Here is a 20,399-nt window from a genome sequence, read left to right on the forward strand (position 1 = left end):
CGATCTCCTGGTTGCATCAATTCCGTCGCCTGCGCGTCCGTTACGAACGTGACGATTCCATTCACAAAGCTCTGCTCACGCTCGGTTGCATCGTGACCTGTAGTTACTTCCTGTAAAGATTCATTTTGTTAGACGCTCTAATGCGAATCTGTGTCCGTTGTGCGGGTCTGCGCCCATTGCCGTGTCGCTGCAAAGAACTTCTATATAACGAGTCGAAAATGAATTACAAATGGTTGAGAATGCTCTGCGGCTGCGTTTTTCTGGGCGGCCTTTTGCTGTCGGCGGTAGCGGCATTTGCGACCGACGATCCGCTGGTGACCATCGACCCCAAGTACAATCAGGCGGTTTTGGACCATCCCAACGATCCGCGCAGCTTTTTCAATCGGGCCAACGCCTGGCTGGAGCAGCAGCAATTCCAGCATGCCTTGGCCGATTACAATTCGGCCTTGGTGATCAATCCGGAATTCGCCAACGCCCTATTCAACCGCGGGTTTACCCGCCGCATGCTCAAACAATATGATTTGGCGATGCTCGATTACAATGCCGTGCTGCTGTTGCATCCCGAAGATGTCGATGCGCTCAACAACCGCGCCATTCTGCAGTGCCTGATGCAAAATTACTTTGCCGCCCAGCTCGATTTTGACCGGGCGCTGCAAATCGACCCTAAAAACGCCCACGTTCTGCTCAATCGCAAATTACTCGGCGAGGCAATCCAGCAGCGCCAAACGGTGATTCAGCGCACCGATCAACTGGACCTGGAAGATTCCTACATCCGCTTCGGCGAATGATTTACCGCTTCGCGAGAGACACCGTTATCTTGCGCTCCTCAAATCCACGGGGAACAACGAGGTCACCGTGGAAATATCTATTGGCATTGGCGATGTGCATTGTTTTCGTCCATGATATAATTATTTTGGAGTCGGAGTAAAACACTATGGACGTAATCGCTGCAAAACTCGACGAAAAGTTGCGCCAGTGGCGTCCCGATACTGCGGAACAAGTGCGGCAGCAGGTTGCCGAAATCATGCAATGGGCAGATTCTAATGCCGTCGATGTTGCTCGCTCTCGTCGGGTCGAACAAGAAGTTCTGGATTTAATCGATGCTCCCCAAGCCCAGTGAAGTGTGGTTGGCGGATTTGGGCTTGGCGGCGAAAACGCGGCCTGTAGTAATTGTTTCCCGCGCCGATGATAATCCGCCACGGGCACTAGTTTTATATGTGCCGCTGACTACACAAAATCGCGGCAGCACTTATGAAGTTGCGCTTCCAAAGCTGAAATTTCTGGATCGTGATTCGGTCGCGAATGTGCAAGGACTTGGATCGCTGCCAACCGTCCGACTTGAACGCAAGTTAGGCGCACTTCCGAACGACGTAATGAATGAAATTCGTCGGGCCATTAAGCTAGCAATGGACCTCAACGAAAACAGCTAAGCGTTAGCAAGGATGGCTCGCATTCGTTGTAACCGAATCCGAACACTGGTCAAATCGAGGCGATGCCGCGCCATACGGAAATCTCAAATCTGCTAATCCACAAGATTTGCTGATGCCTTTCAATTCCAGAAATTGGCGTTGAGGTTCTCACGCGACGATCGGTTCAACCTGGAAGATTCCTACATCCGCTTTGGCAACGATGAGTAATTCTTGGCCAACGGCGAGGGAGCTTATGGACTCTTCGTCCCGGCGGCCACGCACTTGATGACATAATAAGTGGCCGGGGTATCGCCCACATTTTGCACTCCGTGCAAATCGTTGGCTGCGGTAAACAGCACCGAGCCCGGTCCAACCCGTTGCGGTTGTCCATCAATTTGGGCCTCGAGCGTTCCTTCTTTGACGATAATTAATTCGTCGGCTGGCTGCGGAACCGGGGCGTGCGTGGCCTGCCCAGGATTGACCGTGGTCGCATGGCATTCCAATTGTTCAAGCGTGGCCGTAGGTCCGTCAAAAAACTGCCGCTTAAAACCGGTCTTGTTCGCTTGGGCCTGTGTTTTGCTCCAATCGTACGCGGCCGATTTCAGCAAAGGCTTTGCGGGCGATTGGGCCCAAGTTACTGCTGCAAAAGTTACCAGTGCGACAGCGACGATAAAAACAAATTCTCTTTTGGTGAGCATGGCTGGATTTCCTCGAGAGAATATTCTTGTACGCCGGTTGATTTCCTATCGCCTCAACTCGCTGAAACACCTGCCGGTTCGAGCATTCGGGCGAAGTGTTTGGCTTCGCGGTTTTTCCAGCCGCCTTTGTGCCAGGCGTAGCCGGCGATGAGCGGCAGGGCTAGCGTGGCTTCGCTGAACACCATTTGCTCGTAGGCGGTGTCGACTTTGCCCCAACTGCTGGCTTCCTTCAGCGTGCTGCTGGAAAGAGCGCCGTCGCGGACGTCGGCCACGGTAATTTGCACCGCATATTTGTGCATCGGCGGCTCTTCGCCCAAAATGTCGGCCGCCACCACAATATCTTGCGTGAAGTTCTTGGGCACGCCGCCGCCGAGCATGAAAATGCCGGTCGTCGGATTTTTGATTTTGAGCTGCGTCAGCTCGTAAAAATCTTTCACGCTGTCGATGGATACTTTCGGCTGATCGGCCCGGGCGTGCTGATGCGCCACCAATCCGAAGCCCGCCGAGCAATCGGAAAAGGCCGGACAGAAAATCGGCAGGTCGTTTTCGTAGGCCGTGCGAACAATCGAACCCTCTCCCTGCCCTTCCTCCACCAACCAGGCGCCCATGGCTTGGATGAATTCGCGCGAACTGTGCGGCCGCGGCGGCAACTGATCGGCAATAATGCGCGTGGTATCGTCGCACACCCGCAGTTCGTCTTCGTCGATGAGCGTATCATAAATGCGGTCGATGTGGGCGTCGCGGAGCTTGTCGTCATCGAGGCCGGCCTTGAGCCGATCTTCGGCCAGGTAGTGGCGATAGCCCAGGGCTTCGAAAAAATCTTGATCGACAATGTTGGCGCCGGTGCTGACAATGCAATCGATCATTCGGCTGCGAATCATCTCCACAAACACGCCCTTCAAGCCTGCACTAATCAGCGAGCCGGCCAGACACAAAATAATGCCGCATTCTTTGTCGCGCAGCATGCGGTCGTAAATGTCCGCCGCCCGAGCTAAATCGCGGGCGGTAAACGCCATGTGCTGCATGGCCTCGACCAGTCCAACGACGTTGTGCTGGGTGATATCGACGTGCTCGATGGTGCGGGAAAGCAACTCTTTCTTGCTGGGCATGGTTCAAAAACCTCGACGGAAAAAATGCAGGGGGGACTGCGTGGCTGAAAAACGACGCAATTGACAATTTTAACACGCTCGACCGGCGGAGAAAGGGCCGAAAGAGTTAGAAGCGGATGAAATTAGAACCGAAAGAAATCACGCAGGATAAGCGAAAAGTTTGGAATGATATCGCCCAAGTGCAGCGTGTTTTCTTCCGCGATAATTTCGACCGGTTTGCCAACCGTATGCCGGGCGACGGTTTTGGCCTCGCCGTCAACCACAAACACTTGCTTCACGCCGGCAGCCAAATAATCGGCCACCTTATGTTGCATGTCGGCTGCGCTGTCGTTTTTACTGCGAACCTCGAACACCAGGTCAGGCATGGTTTCCAAGTAGCCTTCGGCAGATTCGCGCAGCGGAAAGGAACCTTTCGAGAAAAATGCCACATCCGGGCCAACCAAGCGATCCGGATTGCGCCACAGGATGACGCCGACTTCGACCATGGTTTGTCCAAGACCCTGCTGATCTGCCAGTGAGATCAGTGCGGCAGTAATTCGCCCTTGCAATATCCCGTGAATCCTGCCCGTCGGGGACATTGTGATGATCCTTCCATTGTCGAGTTCATAATCTACCGGTCCCGACGGCAGTTCGCGCGGCATCGCCGAAACATCGGCAATCGTGAAGAGCCGATTGCTCGGAATCACACTATTCGAAGTGGTAGTGAATAACGCCATGCTGAATCAATTTAGGCAAAGGAAGCGCTCCCCCCGTTATTTTAACCTTTAAAGCCAACGCGGAGCAATTCTAGCGATATGATCCCAGCTTACCGCGCGGTCATGTCGGAGCTTAGGCCGCCGGCGGGGCTTCGCTGGGAAAGGCTTCCCGCCAAATCTCTGCAAATTCGCTGTGCAGCGCCAAGCGGCGAATCCAATCGGTCAAGTAGTCCATGTCAATTTCGTCGCGGTTTTCGCGCAGCAACATGGCAGCATCGGCCCGATCGATGACGCGCCCCGCGATCAGCTTGTGAAGGATCAGGTCTTCGCAGCTCAGAACGGCAATTGGAATATCTAAACCGGACAATTGCGTCGTGACACGACGGTTGAGGGCAGTTTTTTGATAGTTGGTGCTTACCAACAGCAAATCGACTTGGATGTCCCACTGAATGTCTGGAGGAGTATAAAGCAATTGTGCGATGTTCTGTTGCTCGATCCGGAATAACACCGGCCGACTTTTCGGGCGGAAACCGGCTGGTCGCACAGCTTGCAGGACGGAGTCGAATCGAGCTCGTTCAACGCCCACTAAAACGTCCACATCTTGAGTATTTCGCAAGTGCCCCCAAGCTGACACGGCGAGGCCCCCCATAACCGCAATGGGAATATCGAGCGGCTCCAAGGCTGTCCACACTTGGCGCAGCGCGGCCAACACCATTTCACCGGGCACAATTTTCCTCCCGCCGATGTAACTCGCTGAGAAAATGCTCCATCGTGCGGTCGTGTTCTTCCATTCGGCGCGAATACCATTGGCGATAAGCTTGATTCAAATCGCCGTTTGGTCCAATGCGCCGTCGCAGCCCACTAAGTAATAATTGCTCGCTTTCATCCGCCAATAGCGCCCAACATTCGATGCGCTTTTCCATCGGCAAGTGCCGAATGCTGGGCGGGGCAAGTTCCGGCGGTGGGATGAGCTGGTTTTTCATACTGAAATTCTACCATGCCGGCGGCGAAAGTCGCCAACGACAATTAAATCCGTAGATGGTAACAGTCGTACCGAATAAAACCGCGTAAGCCAATTGCTGCACTAAGTGCGGCACTTACCGCACGGTCATGTCGGAGCTTAAGCCACCGGCGGCGGGCAAGTAGCAGTGGGTGACGTAATCGGCCACCATGCGGTGCGAGCTGAATCGCCACGCCAGCGAGCTAATGCTGTTCATCATCCGCTGAATCCAATGGTGCGGCAAACCGTCGGCATCTCGGTCGTAAAACAGCGGAATGACTTCTTGCTCCAGCACGCGCATTAAATCGAGTGCATCGCGCTGGTCGCCAATTTCATCGGAAACGTGCGTGGTGCCGTGGCCAATGGCAAAGCCGTTTTTGCCGTCGTACGCTTCCGCCCACCAACCGTCCAGAATCGACAGGTTTAGGGCTCCATTCAAAACCGCCTTTTGACCGCTGGTGCCAGAAGCTTCCAAGGGCCGCCGCGGATTGTTCAGCCATACATCGACCCCCTGCACCAAATGCCGGGCGACGTTAATATCGTAATCTTCCAGGTACACAATGCGGCCGGCAAAGCGTGGATCGTGCCGCAGGTTAGCGGTATTGCGAATCAGCCGCTTGCCGGGTTCATCTGCCGGGTGGGCTTTGCCGGCGAAAATCAGTTGAATCGGCCGCTGTGGATCGTTAATCAGCGCCGCCAATCGGTCCGCATCCTGCATGATTAAATCGGCCCGTTTGTAGGTGGCGAAGCGGCGCGCAAAGCCAATCGTTAGCACGTTGGGGTCAAGCAAATTGCGGGCCTGCTCCACGGCTTCATCACTTTCGCCGCGGCGGCGGCACTGGCGGCTTACTCGACGGCGAACAAATTGGAGCAGCAAATTTTTCAAGGCGTAATGCGTTTCCCACAGTTCGCCGGGATCGCAGCGATGTATTTCCTGCCACACTTCCGGCTTGCCCATGTGCCGCATCCAATCGGCCACGAACATCCGGTCGTAAAGCTGCTGCATTTGCCAGGCCAACCAACTGGGCACGTGCACGCCGTTGGTGATATGGCCAATGGGGATTTCTTCCTCCACCCGCCACGGCCACAGGTGAGCCCACATGCGGCGCGAAACATGGCCGTGCAAAGCGCTTACAGCATTGGCTCGGCGCGAAAGCTTGAGGCCCAGCACCGTCATGCAAAAACTTTCCCCTTCATTGTGCGGCTCCACGCGGCCCAGGCCCATGAGCTGCTGCAAGGAAATGCCCAGCATGTCGCGGGTGGGGCCCAAGTGTTCTTCAATCAGCCCGGCGTCGAAGCGATCGTGCCCTGCCGGCACCGGCGTGTGCGTGGTGAACACGGTGTGTTGGGCCACCTCGCGCAACGAGTCGTCAAAGCTTTGTCCGTCGTCGTGCATGCGCTCCCGAATGGCTTCCAACGTGGCGAACACGCTGTGGCCTTCGTTCAAATGATACACGCCCGGATAAATGCCCAGGGCCCGCAGCGCTTTCACGCCGCCGACGCCCAAAATCAACTCCTGGCGAACGCGCGTGCGATGATCTCCGCCATACAGTCGGCTGGTTAATTCGCGATCTTCCGGCTTGTTGCCGTCGACGTCGCAATCCAGCAAATATAAATCGACACGCCCCACGCGCATCAACCACAGCTTGGCAAACAGCGGCCCGGTGCGCGTATCGACCCGTACGGTAATCGGCCGGCCATCGACCCCCAGCGCCGGCTCCATGGGCACGTTTTCCACCTTCGTGTCGAGATATTCCTCGTGCTGGTATCCTTCAATATCCAAATGCTGCTTGAAATAGCCTTGATCGTAGAACAACCCCAACGCAATCAAGGGAACGCCCAGGCCGCTGGCGCTTTTAATATGATCGCCCGACAGCACGCCCAGGCCGCCGGAGTAAATCGGCACCGATTCGTGAATGCCAAATTCGGCCGAAAAATACGCCACGGGCTTGGAACCCAACACGCCGGCATGCGTGGTGCCCCACATGGTCCGCGGGCCAATGTATTCCTTGAGCCGCCGATAGGATTGATTAATGCGGCTATACAGCACCAGTTCCGCGGCGCGCATTTCCAATCGCTCCGGCGTAAACTCCGCCAACAGCGCAATGGGGTTGTGATCCAGCTGCCGCCAGCGAATGGGATCTAAATCCCGAAATAAATTAATGACGTCCGGATGCCACGTCCACCACAAGTTGCGAGCAATCGCCAGACACTTGTCGTAAATTGATTGCGGCGAAAATTCCGCCAGGTTAGGCTTTTTCGCGGGGGCGGCAATTGTTTCTACCTCAAGTTGGCTCATGCGATTCCTTTGCTTCCGGCACGACTTCAATTGACCCGATGCAACATCCGCGCTCACCCCCTGAGCAGAATCGGGAGATTATATCGCGCTGCAATCCTTAAGGCGACCCCGTTCTGTGCTCCGGGGACCGACCCTAAGCTCCGCGCAACGAAATGTGCAGGGCTGCCATCGGACCGCCAAAAACCGTTACACTAGGACGTGGCGGCGTTATTGCTTTCGCAAATTGCCGATTTCACCTCCGTTTCTAAAAATGAAGGAGCATCAGTGGCCCTGCTCGCAGCCATCACTCAACTCAATGATGCCGGCATGGACCAACTGTGCCAGCGACTCGCCGCGGAAGCCGCCAGTTTAGATGCCACCGGCAACTGGCCCCAGCAGCAACTGGCCGCGCTGGGTCAGGCGGGCGTATACCGTTGGTTCCAGCCGCAACACTGGGGCGGATTGGAATGGAGCGAAGCCGACCTGGCCCGTGGATATCTCCGACTGGCAGCGGCCTGCCTGAGCACCACGTTCATCCTTACCCAGCGCAGCGCCGCCGTAAAACGGATCGTCGAAAGCGAAAACGAAGCGGCCCAGCAACAACTTCTGCCTCGCCTGGCCGATGGCTCGCTGTTCGCCACGGTCGGCATTTCACATCTCACCACCAGCCGCCGGCATTTGGCCAAGCCCGTTTTGCAAGCCCGGGAAACCAGCGCCGGCTACGTCTTGAACGGTTTCAGTCCCTGGGTGACCGGGGCTGATCACGCCGATACCGTGGTGTTGGGCGCCACGCTGGAAGATGGCCGGCAAATTTTGCTGGCGCTTCCCACGGCATTGTCGGGAGTGATCACCCCGCCGCACGCTCAATTGCTGGGCTTAACCGCCAGCCATACCGGCCCATTGGAATGCCACGATGTGCATGTGGACCGCCAGTGGCTGTTGGACGGGCCTGTCGAAAACGTGATGGCTGTGCATGGCGGCGCGAAAACCGGCGGGTTGCAAACTTCGGCCTTGGCCATTGGCCTGGCAGGGGCGGCCATCGAGTTTCTTTCTCGCGAATCACAACAGCGGAGCGATCTGGCAGGCCCCACCGAACATTTGCAGCGCGAACATGCAACCTGGCAGGCCAATTTATTGTCGTTGGCCTCGGGAACCGAAGCCTGCACGTCCGAAGCGCTGCGGGCCCAGGCCAACAGCCTGGCGCTCCGTGCCACGCAGGCCGCCTTGGCCGCCGCCAAGGGAACCGGTTACGTCGCCGGGCATCCCGCCGGGCGTTGGTGCCGTGAAGCATTATTTTTCCTGGTGTGGAGCTGTCCCCAACCGGTCATGAACGCAAATTTATGCGAACTGGCCGGCCTGGGCGATTAATCATTTGTCTGTCAATTCAGCTGTCAATCCAGATCAAAGCGGCGGCTCGCTGCAGTGTAGCGCATTCAAAATAGCCGGATGGCCACGCCGTCTGGCCCGGATGCTATGAGCATCCGGCTACTGGTCAATATTCATTTAGCGGCTGGGCTTGCCCCGCGGCGATTCGAAGTCACAACACATCAGTGCCACTTATGCAATTTGATTTTTTGTCGAGTCTACATCGCAGCGCCCATTTTTTCTTTTCGATTTTGATTCTCTGTATGTTTTTCCAGCACACAACCCGTGCCGCCGATTCATCGACGAATGCAACTTCATCCAATTCGCCGCTGGTGTATCCCGCGGCGCGCCGCGGCGACCAGGTGGACGATTACCATGGCGTCAAAGTTGCCGATCCGTATCGCTGGCTGGAAGATGTCGATAGCAGCGAAACCCGCGCCTGGGTCGAGGCCGAAAATCGGCTGACCTTTGGCTTCCTGGAAAAAATTCCCCAACGGGAAGCCATCCGTAAGCGGCTTACCGCGCTGCAAAACTACACCCGCTACGGCGTTCCCACGCAGCGCGCCGGACGATATTTCTTCACCAAAAACGACGGCCTGCAAAATCAAAGCGTGTTGTATTGGGCCGCCGCCTTGGATGCCGAACCGCAAATCCTGCTCGATCCCAATGCACTCTCCGCCGCAGGCACCATCGCCCTGTCTCGATACGACGTGAGCAACGACGGCCGGCTCCTGGCCTATGGCCTTTCCACCGCCGGCTCCGATTGGCAAGTGTGGCGCATTCGCGATGTCGCCTCGGGCAAAGATCTGCCCGACGAAATTCGCTGGGTCAAGTTCTCGGCCGTGTCTTGGACGCCCGACAACCGCGGCTTCTACTACAGCCGCTACGACGAGCCGAACGAAGCCACCAAACTGCTCGACACCAATTATTATCAAAAGCTGTATTATCACCGCGTCGGCACGCCGCAAACGGCAGACACGCTGGCCTACCAGCGGCAGGACGAAAAGGAATGGGAATTTTACGGCGAGCCCAGTGAAGATGGCCGCTATTTAGTGATCGATGTGGAACACGGCACCGGGCCAAAAAATGCCGTGTTTTACAAGCGGCTCGATCAGCCCGACGCGAAAGTCATCGAATTGCTCCCCAACTTCGATGCCGAATATCGCTTCCTGGGCAACGACGGCAGCGCGTTTTATTTTCGCACCGATCTGAATGCCCCGCTGGGGCGCGTCATTGCCATCGACGTGGAGCATCCGCAGCGCGCCAATTGGCGCGAGCTAATTCCGGAAGCGGCCGATGCCATGGAAAACGCCGGCGTGGTCGGCGATCAATTTTTCATCTCCTATCTCCACGATGCCCACGCCTTGGTAAAAAAATTCGATCTCGCCGGCCATCCACAGGGCACGGTCGAGCTGCCGAGCTTAGGCACCGTGTTCGGTTTTGAAGGCCTCCGCATTGATCGCGAAACTTTTTTCGGCTTCACCAGCTTCACGACGCCGCAAACCATTTATCGCTATATGCTGGATGACGGCAAAGTTTCGCTGTTCCGCCGTCCGCAGGCCGATTTCAATCCCGACGATTACCAAACCCGGCAAGTTTTTTACGCCAGCCGCGATGGCACCCGCGTACCGATGTTCATCAGCTCGAAAAAAGGCGTGCCGCTCAATAGTGAAAATCCCACGCTGTTGTACGGCTACGGCGGCTTCAACATTTCCCTCACGCCCACGTTTTCCGTCGCCAATTTAGCGTGGATGGAAATGGGGGGCGTGTTCGCCATGCCCAATTTGCGCGGCGGCGGCGAATATGGCCGCGCCTGGCACGAAGCCGGCATCAAGCTGAAAAAGCAAAACGTGTTTGACGATTTTATTGCCGCCGCCCAGTGGCTTATCGATCAGCACTACACTTCCACGCCCAAGCTCGCCATTTCCGGCCGCTCCAACGGCGGCCTGCTGGTAGGCGCGTGCCTGACGCAGCGGCCCGATTTATTCGGCGCGGCCCTGCCCGGCGTCGGGGTGATGGACATGCTGCGCTTTCACAAATTCACCATCGGCTGGGGTTGGACCAGCGATTTCGGCTCCGCCGACAACCCGGAAGAATTTACCGCCCTATGGGCATACTCCCCGCTGCACAACATCAAGCCCGGCGCCAAATATCCGCCCACGCTCATCACCACGGCCGATCACGACGACCGCGTGGTTCCCGGCCACAGCTTCAAATTCGCCGCCGTCCTGCAAGCCGCCCAGGCTGGCCCCGCGCCGATTTTAATTCGCATTGAAACTGAAGCCGGCCATGGCGCAGGCAAACCCACCACCAAAATCATCGACGAAACCGCCGATGAATTCGCGTTTCTGGTGGACGTGCTGAAGATGGACCCGCCGATGAAGCCGTAGCCACAAGCAGCTTCATTTCAGACAGTGCTTGGTGTCACAGGTCGAGAAGGGCGCGTAGCTTGATATCAACTTCGTCCCTCGTTCTCGCAGAAATAGCGCCCAACCGGCGGACCACGGCGCTGGCGTGAATGGTCGCCAACTTGTGCAACCGCAGGACCGATTTCGTTTTCAGATTCGTGGAAACCGCGTCTGCGTCGCCAGGATCAAGAACAATATCACTAGGCAACAGCGCTGCTGGAATGACCGACGAAATATAGGCCACCACAACCTCCGGCACACTTCCCAAGCGGTTGGTCAGCAGCAAAACAGGCCGCAGTTTCATGCCCGCAGCATCACCAAAGGGGAAACTGGCCAAATAGATGTCGTCAGGCTGCATTCACCGGCGCTCCGTCGTCCAGTGTGTAAATATCCTGACGAGGGTCGCTCAGTTCCGCAGACCATTGGTTCGCGATGCCGGCCATCCAGGCTTGTTCACTATCATCGGGTTGACCGGCCGACAAAACGAGAATCGTCACCGGTCCCGGCGGTATCGAATCCGGTGCCCGCGCGGAAAGAACGTGCTGCTCGTTCACCTGACCCGTGATAGTAATGGCATCCATAGTCGTGCCGCATGGAAGGTTCTGTCGAGTAATCTGCGCTAAACAATATCTTCTGAATCAATCCAATTATATCACAATCCTTTGCTGGCCTGTACCTATCCACACCCCGAACATTCCCTTCCCGCCGCCCACGCTGATCACCACGGCCGATCGCGATGACCGCGTGGTTCCCGGCCACAGCTTCAAATTCGCCGCCGCGCTGCAAGCGGCCCAGGCTGGCCCCGCGCCCATTCTCATCCGCATCAAAACCCAAGCCGGCCACGGCGCCGGCAAACCCACCACCAAAATCATCGAGGAAACCGCCGATGAATTCGCGTTTCTGGTGGACATTCTGAAAATGGACCTGCAACCCAAACCCTAACCGCATCGACCGAAAACACATTCTTCGAGCCTACAAAAACAACTGATTAAACATTTGCCGATCGAATCGCCAATTGCCAGTAGACTCAGATCGGTTAAACTGGACGTTTGTACCCAAACATGACTCGGGCCGCCACATCCGGCCATGTCAGGCACGGAGGGCCAACCGTTGAGCAGCACTGCCGTCGGTGGAACGCGACTTTTGAAAGTGACAGCGGGCAACATCCGCAACAGCCATATCTACGTGCATGGCCACTACGACTTTTTCCCTGCCGATTGCGTCGGGCCGCCCCGTAAAACCGCCAACGGCAATGGCCACCAAATCCAATTGCTGCTCGAATACATTAACGTCGACTACCAGCGGCGCTAGGATTGAGAGCCTCCAGAACCAAGATACGTAGCTGATCTGCTACTTCTTGCGATCGATGTAATTCGGCCACGACATCTTCGCATAACCTCCAGTATTGTTCCCACTTGTCGCAGCCAATGATTGCTTCAAAGTCAACCCGTGTCGGAGTGCGCCATTTTTCGAAAGACGCTAGTCTCTCCGAACGAGCAGTAACGTCTGCGAGTTTCCTACCAGTTGGTGAATGCTTTGCATTACTAAGCATCCAATCACGCCATTGCTTGTTTCCTTTGCTTTGGTTGCATTTGCCACAAGCGGGAACAAGATTAGCAATTTCGGATATATAACCGGTCGGTCGTCGCTTAATAACCAGCGGCCGCAGATGATCCCACTCGGTGCAAAGATTTCCACAATAGGCACAACGGACGTCTCGCGGATCCATTTTCAGAACCGCAAGTGCATATTCGATTTCGTCGAGCGACGGCGGAATAAGCGGAATAATCGCGCTGACGAAGGCATTTGTAATGCTCGACTTTCGACCAACCATCGATTGGACCGACGGCATTCGAAACGCTGCTGTGAGCACGTCGCGGCGTAAATCTTCGGCCGAGATCGTCATTCCAACCGACCTCCTTTACCGTCACGCGAAAAGGAAGTTCGGGGAAATTTTTTGAGCAACCGGCTAATTGTATTCAGCGGTTCCTCACCACACGCCAACAGGAACCAGCATAGCTCAACCAAATCCAGCCGACGATCGCCGCTTTCGACTTTAGCCACCCAGCTATGCGGAACCTTGAGGCGCGCGGCCAATTGCCGTTGAGAAAGGCCGCACTTTTCGCGGGCGCGACAAAGTTCAGCTCGCAGCGCCGCATATTCTTTGGTGTGAGTTGATTTTTCCATTGCTCCGATTATGGGAGCTTGTTAGAATGCTCCCAAAATCGGTACACTAACACTGGGGGCAGCTTACATGCTTGAAATCACGAAGCGTGAATCAGCAACAATTGTCGCAGCACTTGGGTGCTGGAAGGAAGAACTTGCCGAAGGAGGCGAGTGGATTCGAGAAAGCCTGATATTTGCGCAACACGCGCCATTGTCCATCCAGGAAGTCGACGAACTCGCTGAACGACTAAAAAAGACTCCGGATCAAGCCGCTGACGACTTTCACTTATTTGCACCAACATATAACTATCAACTTTATCCCAAGTATGTACAAAGCGGAGCGAAGCCGGAATTCGGCCTGCCTGAAATTCCGGTCGTGGCCAGGGCTGCGCAAGGAATTCGGATTGCGCTGGGAACTCACAACTATGACGACACTTCCAAGCCAGACGTTCAAATCGAACGCCATCCGAACGGTTGGATGATTTTCCTTCATCCACTCGGCGGTTCGGATGCTTGCGGGTATATCTATTTTTTTGATGACGGGCAAAGTTGCCTGCTTCCAGAATATGGTTATGGCCCTACCCCCGCGATTCGTATATTAGCGCCAGGTTCTCGTTTGCCGGAATTTGACGCCGCTGATTAACTTTCTCGCATCATGGCGGCGGTGAAGTCGAAGCACACTTCGCCGGAGATTCGGGTGCGAAAACTGGTGAGGAAACTGGGTTACCGCTATCGGCTGCATGTTAAAGCGCTGCCGGGCACGCCCGATTTGGTGTTTCCCAAGCTGCGGAAAATCATCAACGTGAGCGGTTGCTTTTGGCACATGCACAGTTGCGGCAGGTGCCGGATTCCCACCACGCGTCGACGGTATTGGATCGCTAAGCTAGAGCGAAATGCTGCCCGCGATAAACGCCTGCGGCGAGTGTGGCGGCTCGCCGGGTGGCAAGTGTTGACCGTTTGGGAATGCCAAACTACGCCGGTGAAAGCAACCACGCTGCAATCAAAAATTGCCGCCTTTTTAGCGCGATAATTTCCGCTTCCTGACGGTCGCGGCTTTGTGATTTCACCCGCTCCGCTAGCGCGTCGCGGCTAAACACTACCGCCCTGCGCTCGGTCGACGCCACCGACCGTGAAATCGATCAGCTCGTCTACCAACTCTACAACCTCACCCCCGACGAAATTCGCCTGGTTGAAGAATCGACCGCCGGTTGAGACCCCTCACCCCTGGCCCCTCTCCCACAAAGAGGCCTTCGCGGCAAATCTCGTCCGCATGGAGTTGGGCCAGCCGCCACCGCCCCTGACGTGCCAACGGATGATCCCAACCCACAACAACTCATCACCTCCGACTGCATCCAACCCCCACGACTCTAACTTCATCTCCGTAGCTCCTGCCTTCCTGGCTTCCTGATAAACTCTTCCTCCGCGTCTCTGTGGTGAAAAACCGCTTCCTGACGGTCGCGGCTCGGCATTTCCCACTCCCCATTCCGCACTCCCCATTTATCTGCGCCTTCTGCCTTCTCTGCGTCTTTGCGTCTCTGCGGTAAAAAAAGCCCGAAAATTGGGCCACTCGTTTGGTACAATGCACGCCGCAGCGATAAAGCTGTGCTCGCATTGCCGGCCGTGGTTTGCAGTCAGCTTACCGTCCACTGCTTACCGCTTGCCGCTCTTGCGTGCCGTTCTTTGGCAATTCGAAAAACTTTTGGATCTAAAAATCCTACGGCGGCGGCTTGCGCAATACCAGGCTGGAGTGCACGCTGCCGGGACGACCGTTGGAGCGCTGGCGGTGCGCTCGCGCTGCCAACAGCGAAGCGTTCAGTTTTGGCAAAATCGGCGCGCGAACCGCAAAGCTTTGTCAGAAAACAGGTACGTTCGGCTGAAGGGAGCCGAATCGGGCACGGGCGGACAAAGCTGCTTGAATTTTGTCGGCGGCTGGACTTCAATCGCTCAGAAATTCTCGGGCGATTGAGCGTCGCCGGCCGTCAGAACTTTGGAATTTTGCCCCAGAAAAAAATCCCGTGTTTTTTGGACAAAATCCGCCCGGCTTGCAGCCCGAAAAGTTCTGACTGGCACATCTTTTCGGAATGTAGAAGTTTCAAGCAGGGTGGCTAACGGGACTTGAACCCGTGACCCCCAGATCCACAATCTGGTGCTCTAACCAACTGAGCTATAGCCACCGTAGGGTGCCCGACGAACGCTGTTATTCGCCGGAACTACGGATTATATCGGCCGTGGGTGACAGCAGCAATTGGAAAAGACGGGGCGATTGGCCGATGTTTAAATCGACAGGCTGCGATGGTTGCCGGTTCAGTGGCCGACGAATTTAGCGTAAACGCTTCGGGCTTCGGCCAGATCGGCCGTGCCGCCGATGATGGCCCGACCATCGGGAAACAGTGTGATGAGATATGGGCCGACGGCACAGCGCAACAGATACGGATTACGGATAACTTCTCCGACGGCCGCCAGTTTTTTTTCCAACGACGCAAACGCCGCCGGAGAAAAAGCGGCCGCGGATCCGTGACTCAATTGCACCGAATTGCGGCCGCACAACACCGCGGTTCGGCTGCCACGCTCGCCGGACAGCCAAGGAAATTTGTCAGCCGTTTCGGGCCCGGCGCGACACGTGGCACATCCGCCGGCGGTGCGCAGCTGATCCAAATTCAATTGCCGCAGTTGGTTGCTCCACAAATCGATAATGGTCAGCGAGCGGTTGATTGCCGCAAGATTGCCGGACAGAATTTTGATGGCCTCGCAGGCTTGGATGGAAGCAATGACATTCACAATGGGCGAGAGAATTCCGGCGGTATCGCAAGTGGGGGACGTGCCCGGCGGGGGCGGCTCGTTCATCACACAGCGAAAGCACGGAGGGATACCTGGCAAGACCGTAAGTGTTTGGCCTTCGGCGCCAATGCAACCGCCGTAGACCCACGGGAGTTGCAATTTGACTGCGGCTTCGTTCAGCAGATAGCGCGTCTCGAAATTATCGGTGCCGTCGAGAATGATGTCGCAGCCTTCGGCCAAGGCCAGGATATTATTGGGCGACGCATCAGCCACGACGGGTTCAACACGGATAGCGCTATTGATTTGCCGCAGCTTATTTGCCGCCGCCACCGCCTTGGGAAGCGCGGAGGCAACATCGGCTTCGTCGAACAGCACCTGCCGTTGCAGATTATTCAATTCCAAGAAATCGCGATCGACAATCCGCAGAGTGCCCACCCCGGCGCGAGCCAAGGTGTTGGCAATTACACTTCCCAGCGCTCCGCAACCACAGATGAGCGCTCGGCTGGCCATTAGCCGCTGCTGCCCCGCCTCGCCGAGAGGCGCGTACCGCATTTGGCGTGCATAGCGATCTTCCGATATGGGTTGCGTGTTGTTCATCCGGCTCATGGATGGAAAGTGGCTGCGTCAGACAATGTATCCGGCAAAGTCGCCAAACGGAGCCAGGTCGCGCTGCAAGGCGTCGCAAGCAGACCGGGCAAGTTCAATTTTAACCGGATGCGGCAAGCGACGCACCGCAATCACCGGCCGGTTACACGCTTTCGCCCGCTGTGCAAAATCAACCGGCAAACTAACTTCCGCGAAAACGACGTGGGCTTTAGGATGCAGCTGAAACGGTTCATTAGTAACAAAATACTGGGCGAAGAGGAGATTGCGGATGGCACCCTGCCCTTTGATGTTTGCGATTGTCTCGGCGTCGACAATTGCCATGATGACCGCCGGCCATGATGCCAAAGAATGTAATGTTTCGACCACGGCGCTGCAATTGGCGTCGGTTTCAGCGGTGCGCAAGTCTGCCACTAGCAGCACTCCTAACCGGCTGGCAAGGTCGCATAAAGCAGAATCTGGCCAGGGAATAACGGCTGCCGTCCAGGATTGACGAGCAAAGGATATTTCGCTGTTGGAAAGTTTTGCCTCAATAACTTTTTCATGTACTCCACGTAACACAAACCGTTTTCCCTCGAAGAAAAGTTGACCGCTACGAATTCCCAGCCGGCGAATTCCCACTAACTTGGATGGGAGTGCCAGTAGTGATTCGCCCCGTGCGATTTGCAATTCCGCGCGATATAGAAAGGGCAATTCCGGTGTCCAAAAGCAAGGATCAGGGATGACGGATTCGGCCATCAAAACGTTGTGAGAATTGCCCATGACGAATGGAATGCGAGCCGTAAGTGTTTGTGAGAATTCGCAATCTGGCCCGACCAAATGTCCATGCAATCGAAAGTTTGCTAATTCATGTTCTTCAGTAGTGACCACGGCATACACACGCGCTTCCGCCGGATGCGCGGGACCGAAGAAGAGTTCAACACCAATCGTCGGGGTTTGTGTGGTGGGTAGCATTCGTATTTTTTGGGTTGCAGAACGAGCATTATGTGGTGACTTCTTCCGTTGATTGAAGCAGTGCGGCAGCCAAGAATTGCCTCGTGGCGGATTGCTTGCAACGCGACACCAACTCTGGTGTTCCTTGCGCGACGATGTTGCCTCCTTCGTCTGCGGCGCCGGGGCCCAAATCGATAATCCAATCGGCAGCTTTCATCATTTGCATGTTGTGTTCCACGACGATCAGCGAATGCCCTACCGCCAACAGAGCATCGAAACAATCGAGCAATTGCACGACATCGGCAAAGTGCAGGCCAGTGGTGGGCTCGTCCAAGATAAACAACGTGCGATTTCGTTTGGCCCCAGACATATATCCGGCCAACTTCAAACGCTGGGCCTCACCGCCTGAGAGTGTGTTGGCAGGCTGTCCAAGCCGCAAGTAGTCCAAACCTACGTCAATTAACAATTTGAGCTTGGCCTGCACTTTTGAGCAACCGCGGAAGAATGTGAATGCCTCACGGACGGTTAAATCCAATACCTCAGCAATGTTGCGGCCTCGATATTTTATTTTCAAGATTTCAGGGCGGTAGCGTGTGCCGTTACATTGACTGCATTTCATAAAAACGTCGGCAAGAAATTGCATATCGATCTCAACGAAACCATCGCCGTGGCAAGCCGAACAACGGCCACCATCGATATTGAAGCTAAAATGGCTGGCTGTGTAATTGCGTGTACGAGCTTCCACCGTATCGGCAAACACGTTGCGAATTTCGTCAAAAGCCTTGATATAAGTGACTGGATTGGACCGCACCGAACGACCAATCGGACTTTGATCGACCAAAATTACTTCGTTCACTTGCCCATCACCGTATACGTCGTCGTATGCGGCGGGGCGGACGGATTCCAAATGCATTCGGCGTCGCAACGCCGGATAGAGTGTATCTTCAACCAGAGTACTTTTTCCCGATCCGCTGACTCCTGAAACGAGACAAAGCACGCCGAGTGGAAATTCGACCGTGATATTTTTTAAATTGTTGCCGCGCGCACCGGTTAAGCGAATCCAACCATGGTCAGTACGACGACGCTGGCTGGGTATACTGCGACCACGCCGGCCTGCCAAATAATCGCCAGTGAGGCTTTGCGCACAATGTTCCATTTCTTGTGGCGTGCCTTGAAATACGACTTGGCCACCTCTTTCGCCGGCACCGGGTCCGATTTCAATGACTTGATCTGCGGCACGAATCAGCGATTCTTCGTGCTCCACCACGTAGACGCTGTTGCCTCGATCGCGCAGCGATAACACTGCTTCGACTAACCGATTGACATCAGCCGGATGCAAGCCGATGGAAGGTTCATCAAGAACATACTGCAAATTTACTAGGCTGGAGCCCAATGCCGTTGTCAATGAAACTCGCTGTGCTTCACCTCCACTGAGCGTGCGCAGAGCGCGGCCAAGTGTTAGATACCCAAGTCCCACACACTCTAAAAAACCGAGCCGAGCTTGCACTTGTTCCGCAATGCTGCGCGCGACAGTGGATTCCCATTGTTGCAACTCGAGATTACCGAGAAATCTCAAAACATCGCGGATTTTTAATGCGCAAAGTTCCGAGATATTGCGCCCGGCAATTCGCGTGGCTAGGGCTTCAAGTCGTAAACGAGTTCCATTGCAAACTGGACAGATTCGATAAGTGCGCCAGCGGTTCAAAAATACGCGGATATGCATTTTATATTTTCGCTTCTCCAGCCATCTAAAAAATCCGCGCAGACCACCAAATCGACGCTCGGGTACACCTTCCTGAATTAGCTGCAAATGTCGCTCGGTAAGATTTTTAAACGGAACATCCAATGGGATTTCATATTCACCAGCTAACGCAATGAGTTCTTCGAGTTCGTGGGTGTAAGCTGGCGCGTTCCATGGTGCGATTGCTCCTTCTCGCAGCGATTTACGTGAATCGGGGACAATGAGATCAAAATCGATATCGATTATGTTGCCAAAGCCTTCGCATTCCGGACACGCACCAAGCGGGCTATTGAAACTATACAATCGCGGTTCAGGTAACGGATATAAACGGCCACATTCGTCGCAGCGCATATGTTCACTAAATGTCAAATGCAGCCAACTGCGATCATCCAACGAATATGGCTCACCGCGGCGATACCCATTGATCTGAAGTGATTCCGGCGAATTGATGAACACCGTCACTTGGCCATTACCATGTCCAAAGGCGGATTCTAACGATTCGCGAATTCGCAGAATGGACGAATCTGTCGTGAGACGATCAACAATTACAAATAAAGGACGACGCGTGTCAACATTTGTCAATTGCTCAGCGAGATTTATTTGTCGATTGCCATTAATCACGCGTACAAAGCCAATTGCCTTTAAGGCTGATGAATCTGGCAAAAACGCTTCAAAGGCCACCATGAACTGAATCCCTGGAGCCAGTTTTGCCAGAATGTCGGCAACTGAATTCGGCGATTCGCGACGAACTTCATTTCCACACGTTTGGCAAATGACACGGCCGATTTTGGCAAAGAGTAATCGCAAATAATCGGTGGTCTCGGTTGAAGTGCCAACGGTACTGCGGTGGGAACGACTGGAGGATTTGTGCGTGACCGCTATTGCCGGCGGAATGCCCGTAATTTGCTCCGCGGCTGGTCGTTCTAATCGCTGCAAGAATTGTCGTGTATAGGTAGAAAATGTTTCAATGTATCGTCGTTGTCCTTCGGCATACAGTGTATCAATCGCTAGGCTAGTCTTCCCGCTGCCGCTTAGCCCACAAAACACCACTAATTGACGGTGCGGAATGTCGAGATCAATCCCTTTCAGATTATGAACTTCCACGCCGCGTAACGAAATAAAGCCTTTGGTCACCGTCGCGCTCCCCAGATTGCTCCAGACACAATGCGCCAAATTGTTATCATAACCGACACATCATGGCAGAACCAGCAATCGA

General features: G+C 55.1%; 22 protein-coding genes and 1 tRNA gene. 10 read left to right on the forward strand and 13 right to left on the reverse strand.

Annotated elements, in window-relative coordinates:
• From VFE46_12855 to VFE46_12870, 4 genes are all read left to right on the forward strand, one after another.
• Positions 1-116 (forward strand): IS5/IS1182 family transposase (locus VFE46_12855; protein HZZ28884.1); only part of this gene is annotated, 116 nt, incomplete at its 5' end.
• A 102-nt stretch (positions 117-218) separates the two neighbouring features.
• Entirely contained in the window at positions 219-788 is a 570-nt protein-coding gene (locus tag VFE46_12860; GenBank protein HZZ28885.1) for a tetratricopeptide repeat protein, read from the forward strand.
• 146 nt (positions 789-934) lie between these two features.
• Complete coding sequence (locus VFE46_12865) at positions 935-1,120, forward strand: hypothetical protein (protein HZZ28886.1); 186 nt, start codon at positions 935-937, stop codon at positions 1,118-1,120.
• Positions 1,101-1,430 (forward strand): type II toxin-antitoxin system PemK/MazF family toxin, encoded by a 330-nt coding sequence (locus VFE46_12870; GenBank protein ID HZZ28887.1) that lies wholly within the window; start codon positions 1,101-1,103, stop codon positions 1,428-1,430. The genes VFE46_12865 and VFE46_12870 overlap by 20 nt, the downstream gene beginning before the upstream one ends.
• A 230-nt stretch (positions 1,431-1,660) precedes the next feature.
• On the opposite strand, the gene VFE46_12875 is transcribed toward VFE46_12870, so the two are convergent.
• The 6 genes from VFE46_12875 to glgP form a co-directional block, all read right to left on the reverse strand.
• Complete coding sequence (locus VFE46_12875; protein HZZ28888.1) at positions 1,661-2,107, reverse strand: cupin domain-containing protein; 447 nt, start codon at positions 2,105-2,107, stop codon at positions 1,661-1,663.
• 53 nt (positions 2,108-2,160) lie between these two features.
• Positions 2,161-3,216, reverse strand: coding sequence for a deoxyhypusine synthase (locus tag VFE46_12880; protein HZZ28889.1), 1,056 nt, complete (start codon positions 3,214-3,216; stop codon positions 2,161-2,163).
• A 122-nt stretch (positions 3,217-3,338) separates the two neighbouring features.
• Positions 3,339-3,932, reverse strand: coding sequence for a Uma2 family endonuclease (locus tag VFE46_12885; protein HZZ28890.1), 594 nt, complete (start codon positions 3,930-3,932; stop codon positions 3,339-3,341).
• Positions 3,933-4,044: 112 nt separating this feature from the next.
• Positions 4,045-4,638, reverse strand: coding sequence for a nucleotidyl transferase AbiEii/AbiGii toxin family protein (locus VFE46_12890; protein HZZ28891.1), 594 nt, complete (start codon positions 4,636-4,638; stop codon positions 4,045-4,047).
• Complete coding sequence (locus VFE46_12895) at positions 4,628-4,894, reverse strand: hypothetical protein (protein HZZ28892.1); 267 nt, start codon at positions 4,892-4,894, stop codon at positions 4,628-4,630. Before VFE46_12895 ends, VFE46_12890 begins: the two co-directional genes overlap by 11 nt.
• Positions 4,895-5,008: 114 nt before the next feature.
• A complete protein-coding gene (glgP, locus tag VFE46_12900) occupies positions 5,009-7,210 on the reverse strand; it encodes an alpha-glucan family phosphorylase (GenBank protein HZZ28893.1) in 2,202 nt (733 codons plus the stop codon).
• Positions 7,211-7,474: 264 nt separating this feature from the next.
• On the opposite strand from glgP, the gene VFE46_12905 reads away from it, so the two are divergent.
• Positions 7,475-8,557 carry an acyl-CoA dehydrogenase family protein gene (locus VFE46_12905; GenBank protein ID HZZ28894.1) on the forward strand — a complete coding sequence of 361 codons (1,083 nt, stop codon included), beginning with the start codon at positions 7,475-7,477 and terminating at the stop codon, positions 8,555-8,557.
• Between the two features lie 260 nt (positions 8,558-8,817).
• Positions 8,818-10,944 (forward strand): prolyl oligopeptidase family serine peptidase, encoded by a 2,127-nt coding sequence (locus VFE46_12910; protein HZZ28895.1) that lies wholly within the window; start codon positions 8,818-8,820, stop codon positions 10,942-10,944.
• A 34-nt stretch (positions 10,945-10,978) separates the two neighbouring features.
• On the opposite strand, the gene VFE46_12915 is transcribed toward VFE46_12910, so the two are convergent.
• Together VFE46_12915 and VFE46_12920 are read right to left on the reverse strand one after the other, a co-directional pair.
• On the reverse strand, positions 10,979-11,320 hold the full coding sequence (locus VFE46_12915) for a type II toxin-antitoxin system PemK/MazF family toxin (GenBank protein ID HZZ28896.1): 342 nt from the start codon (positions 11,318-11,320) through the stop codon (positions 10,979-10,981).
• A complete protein-coding gene (locus tag VFE46_12920; protein HZZ28897.1) occupies positions 11,310-11,543 on the reverse strand; it encodes a hypothetical protein in 234 nt (77 codons plus the stop codon). The genes VFE46_12915 and VFE46_12920 overlap by 11 nt, the downstream gene beginning before the upstream one ends.
• Between VFE46_12920 and VFE46_12925 the strand changes: the two genes are divergently transcribed.
• Together VFE46_12925 and VFE46_12930 are read left to right on the forward strand one after the other, a co-directional pair.
• The gene (locus VFE46_12925; GenBank protein HZZ28898.1) at positions 11,533-11,904 is read left to right on the forward strand and encodes a prolyl oligopeptidase family serine peptidase; all 372 of its coding nucleotides are present in this window, start codon (positions 11,533-11,535) and stop codon (positions 11,902-11,904) included. The two genes, VFE46_12920 and VFE46_12925, sit on opposite strands and share 11 nt — an antisense overlap.
• A 168-nt stretch (positions 11,905-12,072) precedes the next feature.
• Positions 12,073-12,273 carry a hypothetical protein gene (locus VFE46_12930; protein HZZ28899.1) on the forward strand — a complete coding sequence of 67 codons (201 nt, stop codon included), beginning with the start codon at positions 12,073-12,075 and terminating at the stop codon, positions 12,271-12,273.
• Here the strand turns inward: VFE46_12930 and VFE46_12935 are convergent.
• The gene (locus VFE46_12935) at positions 12,248-12,868 is read right to left on the reverse strand and encodes an HNH endonuclease (GenBank protein ID HZZ28900.1); all 621 of its coding nucleotides are present in this window, start codon (positions 12,866-12,868) and stop codon (positions 12,248-12,250) included. The two genes, VFE46_12930 and VFE46_12935, sit on opposite strands and share 26 nt — an antisense overlap.
• Before the next feature lie 348 nt (positions 12,869-13,216).
• Between VFE46_12935 and VFE46_12940 the strand changes: the two genes are divergently transcribed.
• Positions 13,217-13,771 carry a hypothetical protein gene (locus tag VFE46_12940; GenBank protein HZZ28901.1) on the forward strand — a complete coding sequence of 185 codons (555 nt, stop codon included), beginning with the start codon at positions 13,217-13,219 and terminating at the stop codon, positions 13,769-13,771.
• A 12-nt stretch (positions 13,772-13,783) separates the two neighbouring features.
• On the forward strand, positions 13,784-14,158 hold the full coding sequence (locus VFE46_12945; GenBank protein ID HZZ28902.1) for a very short patch repair endonuclease: 375 nt from the start codon (positions 13,784-13,786) through the stop codon (positions 14,156-14,158).
• Between the two features lie 1,070 nt (positions 14,159-15,228).
• On the opposite strand, the gene VFE46_12950 is transcribed toward VFE46_12945, so the two are convergent.
• The 4 genes from VFE46_12950 to uvrA form a co-directional block, all read right to left on the reverse strand.
• Positions 15,229-15,302: transfer RNA gene (locus VFE46_12950), tRNA-His, on the reverse strand.
• 130 nt (positions 15,303-15,432) lie between these two features.
• Positions 15,433-16,512 (reverse strand): ThiF family adenylyltransferase, encoded by a 1,080-nt coding sequence (locus VFE46_12955; GenBank protein HZZ28903.1) that lies wholly within the window; start codon positions 16,510-16,512, stop codon positions 15,433-15,435.
• 18 nt (positions 16,513-16,530) lie between these two features.
• Positions 16,531-17,463: a hypothetical protein gene (locus VFE46_12960; protein HZZ28904.1), complete on the reverse strand. Its 933-nt coding sequence runs from the start codon at positions 17,461-17,463 to the stop codon at positions 16,531-16,533.
• A gap of 28 nt (positions 17,464-17,491) precedes the next feature.
• On the reverse strand, positions 17,492-20,317 hold the full coding sequence (gene uvrA, locus VFE46_12965) for an excinuclease ABC subunit UvrA (GenBank protein HZZ28905.1): 2,826 nt from the start codon (positions 20,315-20,317) through the stop codon (positions 17,492-17,494).
• Between the last annotated feature and the right edge of the window lie 82 nt (positions 20,318-20,399).

The sequence above is a fragment of the Pirellulales bacterium genome, assembly GCA_035656635.1.
In the GTDB taxonomy this organism is placed as follows: domain Bacteria; phylum Planctomycetota; class Planctomycetia; order Pirellulales; family JADZDJ01; genus DATJYL01.

Excerpts from the sequence above, each read along its gene's own strand:
- VFE46_12860 (HZZ28885.1), top strand. The coding sequence starts at position 219 with ATGAATTACAAATGGTTGAGAATGCTCTGCGGCTGCGTTTTTCTGGGC.
- VFE46_12875 (HZZ28888.1), bottom strand. The coding sequence starts at position 2,107 with ATGCTCACCAAAAGAGAATTTGTTTTTATCGTCGCTGTCGCACTGGTA.
- VFE46_12920 (HZZ28897.1), bottom strand. The coding sequence starts at position 11,543 with ATGGATGCCATTACTATCACGGGTCAGGTGAACGAGCAGCACGTTCTT.
- VFE46_12945 (HZZ28902.1), top strand. The coding sequence starts at position 13,784 with ATGGCGGCGGTGAAGTCGAAGCACACTTCGCCGGAGATTCGGGTGCGA.
- VFE46_12925 (HZZ28898.1), top strand. The coding sequence starts at position 11,533 with ATGGCATCCATAGTCGTGCCGCATGGAAGGTTCTGTCGAGTAATCTGC.
- VFE46_12870 (HZZ28887.1), top strand. The coding sequence starts at position 1,101 with ATGCTCCCCAAGCCCAGTGAAGTGTGGTTGGCGGATTTGGGCTTGGCG.
- glgP (HZZ28893.1), bottom strand. The coding sequence starts at position 7,210 with ATGAGCCAACTTGAGGTAGAAACAATTGCCGCCCCCGCGAAAAAGCCT.
- VFE46_12895 (HZZ28892.1), bottom strand. The coding sequence starts at position 4,894 with ATGAAAAACCAGCTCATCCCACCGCCGGAACTTGCCCCGCCCAGCATT.
- VFE46_12910 (HZZ28895.1), top strand. The coding sequence starts at position 8,818 with ATGTTTTTCCAGCACACAACCCGTGCCGCCGATTCATCGACGAATGCA.
- VFE46_12955 (HZZ28903.1), bottom strand. The coding sequence starts at position 16,512 with ATGAGCCGGATGAACAACACGCAACCCATATCGGAAGATCGCTATGCA.
- VFE46_12940 (HZZ28901.1), top strand. The coding sequence starts at position 13,217 with ATGCTTGAAATCACGAAGCGTGAATCAGCAACAATTGTCGCAGCACTT.
- VFE46_12915 (HZZ28896.1), bottom strand. The coding sequence starts at position 11,320 with ATGCAGCCTGACGACATCTATTTGGCCAGTTTCCCCTTTGGTGATGCT.
- VFE46_12865 (HZZ28886.1), top strand. The coding sequence starts at position 935 with ATGGACGTAATCGCTGCAAAACTCGACGAAAAGTTGCGCCAGTGGCGT.
- VFE46_12960 (HZZ28904.1), bottom strand. The coding sequence starts at position 17,463 with ATGCTACCCACCACACAAACCCCGACGATTGGTGTTGAACTCTTCTTC.
- VFE46_12880 (HZZ28889.1), bottom strand. The coding sequence starts at position 3,216 with ATGCCCAGCAAGAAAGAGTTGCTTTCCCGCACCATCGAGCACGTCGAT.
- VFE46_12885 (HZZ28890.1), bottom strand. The coding sequence starts at position 3,932 with ATGGCGTTATTCACTACCACTTCGAATAGTGTGATTCCGAGCAATCGG.
- VFE46_12935 (HZZ28900.1), bottom strand. The coding sequence starts at position 12,868 with ATGACGATCTCGGCCGAAGATTTACGCCGCGACGTGCTCACAGCAGCG.